The sequence below is a fragment of the Cognatishimia sp. genome (assembly GCF_049116455.1).
Classification (GTDB): domain Bacteria; phylum Pseudomonadota; class Alphaproteobacteria; order Rhodobacterales; family Rhodobacteraceae; genus Cognatishimia.
In genome coordinates this window covers 442,698-456,612 of the sequence record NZ_JAGDYW010000005.1, presented here as the reverse complement: position 1 = coordinate 456,612, position 13,915 = coordinate 442,698, and the positions used below count along the sequence as shown (strand labels likewise).

Here is a 13,915-nt window from a genome sequence, read left to right as displayed (position 1 = left end):
ATTCGATTATACTTATACGTTTGACAAATATTCGAGCTGTGGGCGTAGTGCTTCAAGGTGGTAACCACCAGCAGTAGCCGCATTCAGCAATTCATCAGGGCTAATGCTGTTCGCATGGGCGAACATCCATGCCACCGTTGAGCGGGTTCCAGAAGCGCAGTAAGCCAATGTCTTACCTTCTGCGGTCTCCAAAGCCTCGCGCTGAACTGCCATTCGGTCTGCCGTCATGGTTTCATGAGTCAAAGGATTAACCACAAAGGACAAACCTGCGTCCTTTGCAGCAATCTCGATCACATGTGCATGGTGCGATGGTGGAATTTCCAAGTCCGGGCGGTTGCAGATCAAGCAGGTGTAACCGGCGGCGACGATGGCTGGGATATCTTCCACAGAAATCTGTGGAGATACCGAATAGCGTGGCGTGATTTCGCGAATATCCATGGCGCTTGCTTACTCTGCCGGAACCATACTGTCCAGTTTCTCTCTTATGCGCGGCGAAAATGTCATGCCAGCGATCAATGCTACGAAAAAGACCCAATGCGGCCAGCCCCCGTAGCTGAGTGAGGCAATTGACGGTCCAGGGCATAGGCCTGCAAGTCCCCAACCCATACCAAAGAGAGTTGAGCCGATGATCAGGTTGCGCCCGAGTTTTGGGTTGGGTTTGGATGGGAAGGTGCCGCCAAGTGCAGGCGCGCGGCCTTCGGTCATGCGCCAAGCAAAAAACATGGGGATGATTGCCCCGCCCATCACGAAGGCCAAAGTCGGATCCCACTGACCAAACACATCAAGCCAGCCCTGAACTTTGTCTGTTTCGGTCATGCCCGAAATCAGAAGGCCTGCGCCAAAAAGGCCACCAGCCAGCAAGGCAAATAGATCGCGTTTCATATCAAATCACCCCCAGAAGATGCCGGAAGATAACAACGGTTAAGCCACCGGCCATAATGTAGAAAACCGTGGCGACGATGCCTCGTAGATTAAATCGAGAAATCCCACAGACCCCATGCCCAGAGGTGCATCCGTTCGCGAGTCGTGTTCCGATGCCGACCAATAGGCCCGCACTCACCAACACAAGTATGTTGGTTGTCGCATGGGTTTCGATTTTACCTGAAAACAGGGTGATGAGGGCAGGTACACCAAAAACACCTGCTAAGAAAAAAATGCGTTCTCGCATCGTTGCGCGACCAGAGCCGTCAACCAGCCCGCCGACGATTCCGGATGCCCCCATGACGCGGCCATTGATCAACAGATAAGCAGCAGCCCCAAGTCCAATGATCAGCCCTCCGATAAGGCCCATGATCCAGTCCATTTCCATATCGTTCTGTCCTTAAAGTTTGTTGATCGGAACCTTGAGATAGACGTCTCCGTCTTTGTCTGGTTCGGGCATGTTACCTGCGCGCATATTGACCTGCAGCGATGGGATGATCAGTTTCGGTTTTGAAAGGGTGGCGTCGCGCGTATCGCGCATTTCCACAAAATCGTCTTTTGTTGCGCCGTGACCAATGTGCACATTCGCGGATTTTTCTTCAGCGACAGAGGTTTCCCACGCAAACTTATCCCGTCCTGGCGCTTTATAATCGTGACCCACAAAGATGCGTGTCTCATCAGGCAAGGTTAGGATCTTCTGGATGGAATTATAGAGCGCCTCGGAGGAGCCGCCGGGAAAGTCACAGCGCGCCGTTCCAAAGTCAGGCATAAATAGGGTATCACCGACAAAGGCCGCATCCCCGATCACATAGGTCAGACAGGCAGGTGTATGTCCTGGCGTATGCATAACCTCAGCGCGCATTTGGCCAATCATGAATATGTCGCGGTCGACAAACAGCTGGTCAAACTGACTGCCGTCACGTTGAAACTCTGTGCCTTCGTTAAAGATTTTCCCAAAGGTGTTCTGCACATCTATGATGCGATCTCCGATGCCGATCTTGCCGCCTAGTTGATCTTGAATGTAGGGCGCTGCGGAAAGGTGATCGGCGTGGACATGAGTTTCCAGAAGCCATTCAACTTTCAGCCCTTTGTCTTTGACATAGGCAATCACGTCATCTGCCGACTTGGTGTCGGTATGACCTGAAGCGAAATCAAAATCTAGAACGCTATCAACGATCGCGCAGCTCTGCCCATGCGGATCTTTCACCACATAGGAAACGGTATTGGTTTCGGAATCAAAAAATGCCGTGACTTCAGGGGCCAACGGTGTTGCCTCGGGGGCTGCCACTTGGGATGCCATATGCTGCTCCTTTTCGATGTGATACATATATTGATAATTGAATATGTTCAAGGTTTCAGTTTTGATAGAGATCAAAGAATGATCATTTCTTTCTCGATATTAGGCATATTATCGAAAGAAGGAGTGAAAAACCTACGGCGTGCCTTGTGAAAAGTCTCAGAATCGCGCTGTAGTTTCTGTATCGCTGGGAAATTTGGGAATTGCGCTGGTCACGAATGAGGTTTCGTGAAAGTGACGCACTTATTGTTAAAGATAATTGCGAAGATTCACGCCTAGGTAGAAGATAGAATGATGGGAGGACCAATGGACGTTAAAGACCTAATTGATCGCGCTCAAGGTATTGCAACAACAATTTCAGAGGCTAGCGGGGCAGAGCGGTTCCAGTTACATGACCAGCTTCACCGCACGCTTGAGTTGATTAAATTGCAAGGCGGGAAGGTGCCTAGCCAATTGCGACGTTTGGATTTGGACCTTGTAGACGAGGCTGTCGAAGCGGCTTTTGATAACGTTCCGGTATAATCGCCAATATCATCGGTTGTGCTTGCCACAGAGCCCCACCTTCGTTGTAAGGTATTCATAGTCTTATAAGATTATGGTGGGGTTCGCGGTGACTAATTTGGTAAATCAGGAGATCTGTGGATCCGTTTGCCTGATAGAACTGATAAACGGGCGTGACACTCAGCTGTCGCGCCCTTTGTGTTTTCAGCTTAACCAAGCAGTCGATGCGGCTTTAGCAGATGCAGATGTCGACCTCATTTTGATCTTGGGCCAAGGTGCGACCTTTCTTACAGGATATCCGCTGACAGAGATTTCGAGCGAGATCTACCAAGCTGAGCTTTTCCAACTGGTGGATACTTTTGCCAATGCGGCGAAACCGATTGTCATTGGGTTAAACGGAAATGCCTCGGGTGTTGGATTTGAATTGGCTTTGCTTGCCGCCTTTCGTCTTGCGGCACCTGATGTTGAAGTGGGCATAACCGAGGTGGCACTTGGATTGCCTCCATGTGCCGGTGCATCGCAGATTTTGCCGCGTTTGATGGGGGCTGATGCCGCGCTTTCGCTACTTCACGCAAAGAAACCGGTCAAAGCTTCACGTTTAGATGCAGTGATCGATGCGGAGATCCAAGGCGATTTCAAAGCTGGTGCATTGCGCTTTGCACAGGCCATGTCAGGGCAAAATCTATCTGGCTTTTCCATGGCTGAACGCAGCGAAGGCATGGCTGATCCTGCGGCTTATCAGACTGGGTTGTTGAACGCGCGCGACCATTTGGATGAGGATGATCCGGTCAAGGCTGATATCGTCAATGCGCTTGAATCAGCGCTATTGCTGCCGTTTTCGGCCGGGCTTGCTTTTGAACGCGACATGTTCGTCACCGCTGAAATGCGCCCGGTTTCTAGAGCGCTGCGGCATATTTCACAGCAACGAGATATGACCCATTCAGTAGGTTCTTCGAACAGTGATGAAGCCAATGACACAGCCTCGGGTGCTTTATTGATTGCGTTGCTCAATACTGCAGAGCAGCTTTGTCACAGCGGCACCCCCATTGAAGTTATCGACCGCGCGCTATTTGAATTTGGGATGGCTAAAGGGCCGTTCGAACTAGCCGATCAAATTGGCCTGGATCGTCTCAAACAAATAAATGCATCCCTACCTTCAGATTTGCGGCGCGATTTGAACTTGCTTTCTGCACTTTGCAGCAGTGATGAGATTGGGCAGGAAAGCGAAGCGGGCTACTACCTTTATGATGAAGGCTACAGGGGGGCGGTGAATCCTGAGGCGGTGTTAATGAGCGAGGGGCTGATGGAAGGGCGCCCTAAAAAGCGAAGCCCCGCAGAGATCACCGAGATTGCCCTCGCAGCGCTGATGAATGCGGGCTGCGCGATGTTGGAGACTTCTCTCGTCAGCCATCCTGGCGCGATTGACTTGTTGGCGATTGATGAGCTGGGGTTTGCCATCAGCACAGGTGGGCCGATGCATGCGGCTCAGGAGCAAGGGATTTTGCATTTACGATATCAGCTAGTGCCTGAAAAAGGCCTGCCAGACCCGCAGGAAATGCTGCTGGATATGATTAAAAATGGTTTGAATTTCAGTGCGTTAAATCGAGAATTTGAAGCCGTTAGCTAAACGAAATTCCGACTATCACCACCATCAAGCCAATCACGGACAGGAACAATGAGCCAAGGTTCAAAGGCATGACTTTTTGAACTGCCGCGCGCAATTCATCATCTTCAAGCTTCTGTTTTTTCAGCCGTGCAACGCGCAAGATGGACATGATCAGACCAAACAAGCCGATCAGTGAAATCCCAGTGCCAACCCAAACCAGCCATTCCATCGTGACGTCCTTTCCACATTGGTGGCCTCGCGTACCCGAATGAGCATCTATTCGCAAGTCCCACGGGATTGCTCTCTTGCGGCCTTGACTGACCCAGACTAGGGTGCGCCCCTGAAGAAGACAGGAGTGAACATGTCCGAAAATACCACTGAGGCAAGCTACCGCGTGACTGCCGATGAACTGCGCCAATTCATCGAACGTTTCGAACGTCTGGAGCAGGAAAAGAAAGACATCATGGAGCACCAGAAAGAGGTGATGGCCGAAGCCAAAGGGCGCGGTTATGACGTCAAGGTGATGCGTAAGATCATTGCTCTGCGCAAACGTGATGAAAATGATATTGCCGAAGAAGAGGCAGTTTTGGAAATGTACAAAGAAGCCTTGGGCATGAGCTGATTAATCAAGCTCATTTTGACCAATCAGATACCCCGGTTTTGCCGGGGTTTTCTATTTTCAGCCCCAGTGAATGCTTCTGGTGCATGACCTTCGCGACGACCGAAATCTAGGGCTGCAGGACCGTGATATTTGGAATGTTCTGAATTGTCACCAAATCTGCATCGTATAGATTTGTAAGGGTTTCGACGTCTGCCTCGGTCCAACCGGGATAGTCGATGTCCTCTTCCAACAAATCTTCGCGCGCAAATTTTTCCAAAAACGCCGAAGCCACACGAGATTTCTGGTCAGCCGTGATATTCGGGCGTTGCTTGAGGTATTCCTGAAACCTTTTGAAGCCGTCAGGATCCATAAGTTCTTCTAGAAAACTGTAGGCGCCGATCAGTTCGAAATCTGGTTCAACCCCAGCGATGGATTGCAGAATTTCTGACCAGATCAGCGGGCAATCTTCGTTGCACCAAACCGTAATTGGCAGTTGAGGATAGGTCTCTCGTAGCCCTGCGATAAAGTCGGACCACCGCAGTAACATCGGATCGCTATATTCGATTAATGATGCGACGTCTTCGCCAGGGTAGGCCCGCATGAGGCTGTGCAGATAGGTGACCGGATTGCAGATCGCAAAAAAGAGTTCGACTTCAGCTCCGTCAAACAGTTGCAAGAAGCTGTCCAATCGGAATGTGTGCCCAGGATAAAATTGATCTTCGCGCACGCTCATTCGAGGCACGCCCAAAAAGGCATCTGTCGAAAAGATCAACCGATTGGGCGTCAAAGTTCCGGCAACCGTCTGCAGAAACTCTGCCCGCAGCGCATCATCACCGGTGCCATCTTTAAAGCGCTTTAATATGGATCGCAGATTCTTACGGTAACTGGACGGGCGCGGGATGACTGTGCCGGATTCAGAAAGGCGGTCTCGATTTTTGCCCAGACATAGCTGAATACGGTTTTCATCGGTGAACGGAGCTCCGAAATGTAAGGCAACCTGCATATTTCGTCTTCTTTCTGCGACTTTGCTTCACAATATAGCTTCGTTTCTGGACAGCGAAACCAGTTTAAGGCAACACCTGCATATGAATAAGATGACGGCCACCGCAATACCTACTAAAAAACGCAGACCAAGCGTTGATCCTTGGTCTTTGGGGGCGGTGATGATTGCCAGCCTAGTGCTGATCCCAATTTTGTCGGTTGCGGTTCTGGCCTTGTTTCCAACCGAAAACATTTGGCCACATCTTATGGCAACAACCTTGCCAAGGTATTTCCAAACAACTGTGATCTTGATGATTTCGGTCGGTGCGCTTGCAGCTTGTGTCGGGACAGGGGCGGCTTGGCTTATTGCGCGGTACGACTTTCCGTTGTCGCGTTGGTTAGAATGGCTGCTGTTGTTGCCTTTGGCGATCCCAGCCTATGTGGGCGCTTACGCTTTGGTAGATTTTCTAGAGTACGCAGGCCCTGTGCAGACCGGATTACGTGAAATTTTTGGCTGGGAGACCTCGCGCGATTATTGGTTCCCAGAGATCAGATCGATGGGTGCCGCGATTGTCGTCTTGGCGGCATCTCTGTTTCCTTACGTTTATATCTTGGCGCGCGCTGCGTTTCGCGAGCAACCGGGGGCGGTCGATGAAGTTTCGCGTTCGCTGGGCGCCGGGGCTTTGGGTCGCTTTTGGCGTGTTGGTATGCCATTGGCGCGTCCCGCCATCGCGGCAGGCGCTGCAATTGTCATGATGGAAACCGTGAATGATTTTGGCACCGTGGATTATTTCGCCGTTCAAACGCTTACCACGGGCATCTTTAATGTCTGGCTGGAAAGTCACAACGTTGGCGGGGCTGCGCAGATTGCATCGGTGATCCTCGTGCTGGTGATTTTCTTGGTGACCTTGGAAAAGGTCAGCCGCCGCAAGATCAAATTCTTTAACCTGTCCAACCGCCACCGGCCGGTGGATCGTGTGCGGCTGAAAGGTGGCGCAGCAATTGCAGCTAGTTTTGCCTGCATTTTGCCCTTCGCGATAGGATTTGTTTTGCCTGTTTCAGTGTTATTGAGCCACGCTTTAAATAACCCAGAAAGCTGGACGGACGCGGGGCTGATCCGCGCGCTGGGGAATACGTTGACGGTTGGCGGTATTGCGGCTGTGGTGACGGTTCTGGCCGGGGTCTTTCTGGTTTACGGGGTTCGCCTCTCTGGGCGTGCGCTTCCTCGCCTGTTGTTGCCAGTGACGACGATTGGCTATGCCGCACCGGGCGCAGTTCTTGGTGTAGGTATCCTGATCCCATTAGCCTTCTTAGATCACCGATTGGCGGACCTTATTGAAAGCATCACCGGCGAACGCGCGGGACTTCTGTTGACGGGTTCGGCCTTTGCGTTGGTTCTGGCTTATTGCGTGCGATTCTTTGCCATCGGGCAGGGGGCCGCAGACGCTGCTATGGGGCGTGTATCCCCGAGCTTGGAAATGGCTGCACGCTCTTTGGGGCGCACAAGGGCACAAACCCTGCGTGAGATCTATTTCCCTTTGATCAAGGGCTCGATTGGCTCTGCATTGCTGCTGGTGTTTGTGGATTGCGTGAAAGAACTTCCTGCAACCATGTTGTTGCGCCCATTCAACTACGAGACGCTTGCCACGCGTGTGCACGACCAGGCCAGCTTGGAAAATCTTGGAGATGCCAGCCCGGGCGCGCTTTTGATTGTGATGGTTGGGTTGTTGGCGGTGCTTTTACTCGCACGCGCCAACCGCTGAGGCATTTAGCTACTTAGAGCGAAATCCCAATAGAGATCGCGCGCGCGCTGCGTGATAGGAGCTGTTCCAAACTTGCGATCTTGGAACGTGTCGACGGGCATGACTTTGGCGATATTGCCGGTGCAAAAGATCTCGTCAGCGGTTTCGAAGTCCGCAATGGTCATTTTGACCTCGTTAACTTCAATACCATCCGCGCGCAAAAGGCCGATAACCCGTTGACGGGTGAGCCCGTTTAGGAAGCACCCGTTTGGCACCGGAGTGAAGACAACGCCGTCTTTCACTGCAAAGACATTGGTCGACGCGGTTTCAGCGACATTGCCGTCGATGTCCATCGACAACGCATTGGAAAAGCCGCGTGCTCGGGCCCAGGCCATGATCCGTCCGTTGTTGGCATAAAGTGATCCCGCTTTGGCCTCGGTCAGGGCCATATCCTGCCGTGGGCGGCAGTAGGGGGCAACGGTCAGTGAAAAGCCTTCCGGCTTTGGCATCGCCAAAGGTTCAATGCAGACAGAAAAGGCCGTGGAGTCAGGATCAAGATCGATGATACCCGGCGTGCTTTCCGTCGCCCACATCATCGGGCGAATATATAGCTCTGCATCATCGGCGTAGGTTGCAACACCTTCTTTCACGATCTCCATGATTTCGTCGCCGGTCACCTTGGTGTTCATTCCCAAGGCTTCTGCCGAGCGCACCAATCGATGGCAGTGCCCTTCAAGATCCGGCATCACACCTTGAAACTTGCGCGCTCCGTCAAAAACCTGTGAGCCAAGCCAAGTCACGTGATCTGCGGCCCGAATGACCGCCACGTTCCCGTCTTGCCAAGTTCCATCAAAGTACGTGCGAACGTCATTGCTAAGCGCCATGAACCCCTCCTCAATCGCTTATTTATCTGATGATAAGCGCAGAGTGAGAGGGGGCTGCAAGTCGCTATTGCGAAAAGAAATATTGTTTCGTTAACCAGCGCTTTTACGGTGCAAAGGTTGCTGGTTTTGGCCATGCCGGGCAACCAATTTCTTCTGACCTTTGGCCGTCGGTATTTTTGATGCGGGTTGGGGCGCATTCATGTCCTGAAGCGCCGGAAAAAGAATCTGCAATTCTTCAAGTTGTTCCGGTGCCAAGGTCTGCATGGCTTCCGCACCAGTCAGCAGACTTTCTGTCGGAGCACCCTCAGCAAAGATAATTTGGTGATTTTCCAGCAGCAAGTGGTGATAGGTCACGGATTGTACGTCTTCGTCGACAAAAATCCCGGGTAGATCCGTGAGACGAATGGCTGAGATAAGCACCTCTGGCGCGCCAAACATGCGCTCTGCGATTTTGGATGTGATGAGCATACGGTGCTGACGTGAAACCAGAAGGTCGCGGTGTGGCAGACCTTCACCCAATGCGCCCGCCGAAATACGAACCGGATAAAGTTTTGGGTTTTCTTGAAGTTCATCCAAGCCTAACTGTCGGCTCATATTCAACATAAGTGGTTTTGGCGTGCCATCGCGCGTGATCACAGTGTCGCCTGCAATCAAAGCTTCGACCGGTTTCGTACCCTCCAATGTGTCAATCATTGTGCCGGATGCAAAACAAACCACATCGGAATAAGACCAGCCAACCGTGTGGCTTTGATAGCTGCCCAGTGTTGCTCCGACGGTGAATTCTGATCCTGGTAGGGGAGAGAAATACCAGCCACCATCGCTTGTATGGAAGAAATTAAAAGTTTCGACATGGTCGTTGCCATCGACATCAGTAAAGCTGATTTGGATCGAATAGGGTTGGCTATTTGTGCCATTAAAGGCGCCGCCATCGATCGAAACACGTTCATCGCTGTCCAGATAGCCTTCGGCGTTTCCATCGTCATCTTCATACACGGCGGTGAACGACTCATTATAAGTCGCACGGTATCCAGTTCCGCTCCAGCGGAAGACTTCCATCGTGGTTTGGGGCATGCTCTTGCCTTATGGTTTGGTCGTCTTTTACGATCTTTGGAATAAAATATAGTTAATGTTGCCAATTTGATCAAGAATATCATGGGATTGTTGGTAAACGGCGATATGACTTGATGCATCAAATGGAGAGATCGAGTGGGGTATTGGTTGGTGCGAACTTTAGCCTTTAAAACTGCAGCGTTAGTGTCACTTGCAGTCAGTGTGAGGGCCGTAGCCTCGCAAATCGCAGCGCTGGTTGTGTTACTTGCGGGCGTGTCTAGCGCTCAAGCACAGTCTGAAAAAATCTATGTATTTGGCAACAGTTTGATCAATCATGCCTCTGACACGGAAAAAACCGCGGTGCCTTATTGGCTGGGGTACCTGGCCGAGAAACGTGGTCAGAGCTTTGAACTTGATGGGCAATCCGGCTTTCTAAGAAATCTTCCAAAGGAACTGCCGCCGAGGGCCAACTGGGGGTTTTCGACTGTAAACTCTGCCTGGCCACGCACGATCCGCGCGTTTGAAGATGTGGGATATGACACGATCGTCTTTAACCCTACGAATTTTATCCAATATCAGGCTGCAGACCTTCCCTATGAATCGGACAATCCCAATGAGGAAACGCCTTTGTCTGTGACTGTAACGCTGCTTAAAGCGGTCGCAGAAGGCAAAAGGGTGATCACCTATGAAGGGTGGGCGGACATGGCGCCGTTTTTGCGCAGTTTCCCGCCAAACAACCGACGCCTGCGTAAATACCACACATTCAATTCCGAAGATTTTCACGATTGGCACGTTGATTATGTCGCTGCGATCAAAAAGGAATTGCCTGATATGCGCGTCGACCTGGTACCCGTTGCGCGCATCCTTGCGCGCGCTTTTCTGGAAACAGGCCTTAAAGATATCCCGGTTGAGGCGCTTTATTCTGATGACGCACCGCATGGCACGCCATCGTTGTATTTTTTGGCGTCAATCCCAACTTATCACGCGTTGTTTGAGGATCTTCCAATGGCCGCAGATGTGCCTTCAGACGTCCACCCGTTGATAGCTGAAAACTTTGATGCCTTTGCAAAAATCGTTCGATCTGAGATGCCACATCTGCAAGCCTGGGTGCCACAACAATCCGAAACGCGTCAATCAGAGAACGCTGCGCAGACCACCGCATCTATTGATGAACGCGGAAGCACACCGGCTTTGGGCTATGGTTTAAACGGGATCGCGGATTGGTCGACGCAGATGCCTTTCGTTGATATTTTTAAAACCGCGCGGCAATGGGTCGGCCATTTACCAGGTCAATTTGGTGGCTGGGAAGAGGCGGATTTGCGCGAAGGTGGCCATTTAGATGCGTATGGCTGGCCCATGCGTATCCCTGCTGAGCTGACAAAAATCGAAACCTTCATGATGACGGATTTTCCAGAGGATGCTGCTCAACATGCTGGCATCTATCGCCTGACCTATGAGGGCACTGGTAAAGTGGATATTGGCGGCCGCGCCCGTGCACTTCGCTATGGTGAAAAAGAAATTTGGTTCCGTTTTTCGCCCGGCGATGGGTTACTGGGGGTGTCCATAAGTGAAACCGATCCGGAAGGCACCGGCGATTATGTGCACAATATTTCTGTTGTCCGAGAAGATCAGATCCCTCTGTTTGAGACTGGCGCGCCGTTTAACCCTGAATGGTTGGCCGCGGTGAAAAATGTACGTCTGCTCCGCTTCATGGATTGGATGAGCACCAATGGGTCTGAAAAACGCACTTGGGCGGATCGCGCCCAAATAGATGACTATTCCTATACTCATCGTGGCGTGCCGATGGAGGTTATGGTCGAGCTTTCCAACCACATCGGTGCGGATCCCTGGTTTAACATGCCGCATATGGCCGATGACGACTATGTGGCGCAGTTTGCAGGCTATGTTGCTTCAGATCTCGCATCTGGCTTGGTGGCTCATGTTGAGTATTCCAACGAGGTCTGGAATTTCCTGTTCCCACAAACCCATTGGGCCGTCGAGCAGGCAGAGACGCTTTGGGGTGAAAACCCCGATGGCGATGCCTGGATGCAGTTCTATGGTGTCCGTTCAGCTGAGGTGGCCAAGATTTGGTCTGATGCATTTGCAAGCGATATGACCCGGTTGAAAAGGATCATGGCAACTCATACCGATTGGCCGGGGCTGGAACACGGCGTGCTGGAAGCTCCATTGGCGACCAAACGAGGCGGGGGGCGGCCTGCAGAGATGTTTGATGCTTATGCCGTCACCGGGTATTTCGGTCATGAATATGGATCTGATGAAAAAGCACAGGAAGTGCTTGGTTGGATCGAAGAAAGTCAGGCAGCAGGTCAGGGTTACCAGAAGGCGATTGGGCGCATTACCAAAGACATTCGCGCGCATAGCCTGAAAGAGCTTACGCAGACGTCTTGGCCTTATCATGCTGACATCACTCAGAAATATGATCTGGATTTGATGATGTATGAAGGTGGCACACATCTTGTGGGTGTGGGCGATTGGACCGGGAATGAGGAACTGACCGAGTTCTTCCTAGCGCTGAACTATAGCCCAGAAATGGCACAGATCTACAATACGCTACTTGACGGCTGGAATGCTGTAGGAGGGCAGGTCTTTAATGCCTTTGTCGATGTGGCTCAGCCCACGCGCTGGGGCAGTTGGGGCACGCGTCGCCATTTGATGGATCGCAACCCACGCCTTGATGCGTTGGAAGCCTATAACGCTGCCGGCGCCTCGTGGAGCGACACGCGTCAGGCCTCTGATTTTGCAAGCGGTGTGGCGTCATTTGGAACGGAGCAGGATGATCTTGCGGAAGGCTCGGATCGAAGCGACATTTTGTTGGGAGGCGATGGAAATGACGAGTTTCTGCCGCAAGGTGGTATCGATTATCTGCATGGTGGTGCAGGCGATGATCACGTTGTTCTGAAGGGCTTTCTTGAAGAGTATCAGTTTTCGTCACAAACAGGTCGGATCATCGCGGTCTCGCCCCATGGCAAGGCTAACCTCTATGGCATTGAAACCCTTGGTTTCTCTCAGATGCCAGACGTAATTATCCCAACTTCAAATCTGTTTTGAAATCGACAGATCTAGGGATTCCCGCGCAATCAATTCTGCGCCTTTTCGGCAGTCAAATCGATCCAAAATACGTGCGCGGCCTGCTTTGCCCAATTGCATCGTGTCTTTTGGCGATGTGGCCAAAAGCTGAATCGCTGCAGCCAGCGCGCGTGGATTTTGCGGTTCGGTCAGCAGGCCATCAATGCCATGCCGGATCAATTCTGGAACACCCCCTGCATTGGTGCCAATCGTGGGCACTTCGCAGGACATGGCCTCCATATAGGCCACCCCAAGGGGTTCGTGCCAAGAGGCCAAAACAAACAGGTGGGCTTCAAGCAAATTGCGACGGACTTCTTCTGCGCTGATTGCACCGAGTAAGGTCACTGCTGATCCCAGATCTAGCTCGGCAATCTTGTCTTCCAACACCTTTCGAAAGCCAGATCCGCCGTCATCGTCTTCGCCGGCGATTTTAAGACGAACATCAATGCCTTTGTCGCGCAGGGTTTTCACTGCATCAATCAAGTCTTGATGGCCTTTTACAATATTGAGCCGCGCACAGGAAAAGAGGTGCAACGGCTCTTTGCCTGTATAGGTTTGGTAAGGGATGTCGCGGGTCAGCACATTTGGATCAACGCCCATCGGCTGCACAAAAACACGTTTGGGTTTGTCGGCCCCAAGCTGGGCAGGCAGCAATGCGTTGAGTTTTTCGGTGATCACAGTGGCGAATTTCGCATGGCGCCATTTCAACCGCTGGCCGGGACCATAGTCAGACATCGGCCCATGCAACGTCAGACTATAGCTTGGTCCGCCCATACGTTGGGCGAGCATCGCCACGAGGGCCGCGCGTCCACAGGAATGGGCGTGTATATGTGTCACTCCCTGACGGCGGCAGCTTTGCCATAGCAGGCGCGCTGCAGCTGATGTCATAGCGATGTCACGACCCAATTCTTTGCCTTCGCGCAAAACGTCTCTGGCATAAGTGGTCGGTGCCACACTGAGCGCTGTTTTGGCCGCAGAAACGGCGTCAACGGCGCCCAAATATTCAGTGCGCGCCATGGCCTCTTCTGACCATTTATGGGCAATCAAACCTTTTGGGGGTGGGCGGGTGCTGAACAGGGACACAGCGATGCCCATCCGTTCGAGCGCCATGATTTCGCGCCAAAAGAAAATATGGGTCTGGCCAGGGAATTCGGGTATCAAATAGCCAATTCTGGGCGAAGTCGTCACAGCAGATGCTCGATGTATTGTTTGTTTTTCATTCGCGGTAAACGCGTGCTAATAGGT

At 51.9% G+C, this 13,915-nt stretch carries 14 protein-coding genes; 5 read left to right on the top strand and 9 right to left on the bottom strand.

Annotated features, from left to right (window positions below; translation table 11 throughout):
• Positions 1 to 12: 12 nt before the first annotated feature.
• Genes JXQ85_RS14140 through JXQ85_RS14125 form a run of 4 tightly spaced genes read right to left on the bottom strand, consistent with a single transcriptional unit; the run spans position 13 to position 2,185 of the window.
• Positions 13 to 438: a TIGR01244 family sulfur transferase gene (locus JXQ85_RS14140; RefSeq protein ID WP_421749585.1), complete on the bottom strand. Its 426-nt coding sequence runs from the start codon at positions 436 to 438 to the stop codon at positions 13 to 15.
• Between the two features lie 9 nt (positions 439 to 447).
• Complete coding sequence (locus JXQ85_RS14135; protein WP_421749584.1) at positions 448 to 882, bottom strand: DUF6691 family protein; 435 nt, start codon at positions 880 to 882, stop codon at positions 448 to 450.
• Position 883: 1 nt separating this feature from the next.
• A complete protein-coding gene (locus JXQ85_RS14130) occupies positions 884 to 1,309 on the bottom strand; it encodes a YeeE/YedE family protein (protein WP_421749583.1) in 426 nt (141 codons plus the stop codon).
• A gap of 12 nt (positions 1,310 to 1,321) precedes the next feature.
• Complete coding sequence (locus JXQ85_RS14125) at positions 1,322 to 2,185, bottom strand: MBL fold metallo-hydrolase (RefSeq protein WP_421749842.1); 864 nt, start codon at positions 2,183 to 2,185, stop codon at positions 1,322 to 1,324.
• A gap of 339 nt (positions 2,186 to 2,524) precedes the next feature.
• Here JXQ85_RS14125 and JXQ85_RS14120 point away from each other — a divergent pair, with 339 nt between their 5' ends.
• Together JXQ85_RS14120 and JXQ85_RS14115 are read left to right on the top strand one after the other, a co-directional pair.
• Positions 2,525 to 2,740 (top strand): hypothetical protein, encoded by a 216-nt coding sequence (locus JXQ85_RS14120; protein WP_421749582.1) that lies wholly within the window; start codon positions 2,525 to 2,527, stop codon positions 2,738 to 2,740.
• Between the two features lie 88 nt (positions 2,741 to 2,828).
• Positions 2,829 to 4,346 carry an enoyl-CoA hydratase-related protein gene (locus JXQ85_RS14115; protein WP_421749581.1) on the top strand — a complete coding sequence of 506 codons (1,518 nt, stop codon included), beginning with the start codon at positions 2,829 to 2,831 and terminating at the stop codon, positions 4,344 to 4,346.
• On the opposite strand, the gene JXQ85_RS14110 is transcribed toward JXQ85_RS14115, so the two are convergent.
• Positions 4,339 to 4,554 (bottom strand): hypothetical protein, encoded by a 216-nt coding sequence (locus JXQ85_RS14110; RefSeq protein ID WP_421749580.1) that lies wholly within the window; start codon positions 4,552 to 4,554, stop codon positions 4,339 to 4,341. The two genes, JXQ85_RS14115 and JXQ85_RS14110, sit on opposite strands and share 8 nt — an antisense overlap.
• 132 nt (positions 4,555 to 4,686) lie before the next feature.
• Between JXQ85_RS14110 and JXQ85_RS14105 the strand changes: the two genes are divergently transcribed.
• On the top strand, positions 4,687 to 4,947 hold the full coding sequence (locus tag JXQ85_RS14105) for a DUF2312 domain-containing protein (protein ID WP_421749579.1): 261 nt from the start codon (positions 4,687 to 4,689) through the stop codon (positions 4,945 to 4,947).
• Between the two features lie 106 nt (positions 4,948 to 5,053).
• On the opposite strand, the gene JXQ85_RS14100 is transcribed toward JXQ85_RS14105, so the two are convergent.
• Entirely contained in the window at positions 5,054 to 5,929 is an 876-nt protein-coding gene (locus JXQ85_RS14100) for a hypothetical protein (protein ID WP_421749578.1), read from the bottom strand.
• Between the two features lie 82 nt (positions 5,930 to 6,011).
• On the opposite strand from JXQ85_RS14100, the gene JXQ85_RS14095 reads away from it, so the two are divergent.
• Positions 6,012 to 7,670 (top strand): ABC transporter permease, encoded by a 1,659-nt coding sequence (locus JXQ85_RS14095; RefSeq protein ID WP_421749577.1) that lies wholly within the window; start codon positions 6,012 to 6,014, stop codon positions 7,668 to 7,670.
• A gap of 5 nt (positions 7,671 to 7,675) precedes the next feature.
• Here the strand turns inward: JXQ85_RS14095 and JXQ85_RS14090 are convergent, their stop codons facing one another.
• Both JXQ85_RS14090 and JXQ85_RS14085 read right to left on the bottom strand, forming a co-directional pair.
• Entirely contained in the window at positions 7,676 to 8,533 is an 858-nt protein-coding gene (locus JXQ85_RS14090) for a branched-chain amino acid aminotransferase (protein WP_421749576.1), read from the bottom strand.
• A gap of 90 nt (positions 8,534 to 8,623) precedes the next feature.
• Positions 8,624 to 9,604 carry a Hint domain-containing protein gene (locus JXQ85_RS14085; RefSeq protein WP_421749575.1) on the bottom strand — a complete coding sequence of 327 codons (981 nt, stop codon included), beginning with the start codon at positions 9,602 to 9,604 and terminating at the stop codon, positions 8,624 to 8,626.
• Between the two features lie 135 nt (positions 9,605 to 9,739).
• Between JXQ85_RS14085 and JXQ85_RS14080 the strand changes: the two genes are divergently transcribed.
• Positions 9,740 to 12,652 (top strand): calcium-binding protein, encoded by a 2,913-nt coding sequence (locus JXQ85_RS14080; protein ID WP_421749574.1) that lies wholly within the window; start codon positions 9,740 to 9,742, stop codon positions 12,650 to 12,652.
• Here JXQ85_RS14080 and epsE read toward each other — a convergent pair.
• Positions 12,638 to 13,858, bottom strand: coding sequence for an exopolysaccharide biosynthesis GT4 family glycosyltransferase EpsE (gene epsE, locus JXQ85_RS14075; RefSeq protein ID WP_421749573.1), 1,221 nt, complete (start codon positions 13,856 to 13,858; stop codon positions 12,638 to 12,640). The two genes, JXQ85_RS14080 and epsE, sit on opposite strands and share 15 nt — an antisense overlap.
• Between the last annotated feature and the right edge of the window lie 57 nt (positions 13,859 to 13,915).

Bases quoted from the DNA above. Each gene is read 5' to 3' on its own strand.
- JXQ85_RS14140 (WP_421749585.1), bottom strand. From the start codon at position 438: ATGGATATTCGCGAAATCACGCCACGCTATTCGGTATCTCCACAGATT.
- JXQ85_RS14135 (WP_421749584.1), bottom strand. From the start codon at position 882: ATGAAACGCGATCTATTTGCCTTGCTGGCTGGTGGCCTTTTTGGCGCA.
- JXQ85_RS14130 (WP_421749583.1), bottom strand. From the start codon at position 1,309: ATGGAAATGGACTGGATCATGGGCCTTATCGGAGGGCTGATCATTGGA.
- JXQ85_RS14120 (WP_421749582.1), top strand. From the start codon at position 2,525: ATGGACGTTAAAGACCTAATTGATCGCGCTCAAGGTATTGCAACAACA.
- JXQ85_RS14110 (WP_421749580.1), bottom strand. From the start codon at position 4,554: ATGGAATGGCTGGTTTGGGTTGGCACTGGGATTTCACTGATCGGCTTG.
- JXQ85_RS14105 (WP_421749579.1), top strand. From the start codon at position 4,687: ATGTCCGAAAATACCACTGAGGCAAGCTACCGCGTGACTGCCGATGAA.
- JXQ85_RS14100 (WP_421749578.1), bottom strand. From the start codon at position 5,929: ATGCAGGTTGCCTTACATTTCGGAGCTCCGTTCACCGATGAAAACCGT.
- JXQ85_RS14095 (WP_421749577.1), top strand. From the start codon at position 6,012: ATGAATAAGATGACGGCCACCGCAATACCTACTAAAAAACGCAGACCA.
- JXQ85_RS14090 (WP_421749576.1), bottom strand. From the start codon at position 8,533: ATGGCGCTTAGCAATGACGTTCGCACGTACTTTGATGGAACTTGGCAA.
- JXQ85_RS14085 (WP_421749575.1), bottom strand. From the start codon at position 9,604: ATGCCCCAAACCACGATGGAAGTCTTCCGCTGGAGCGGAACTGGATAC.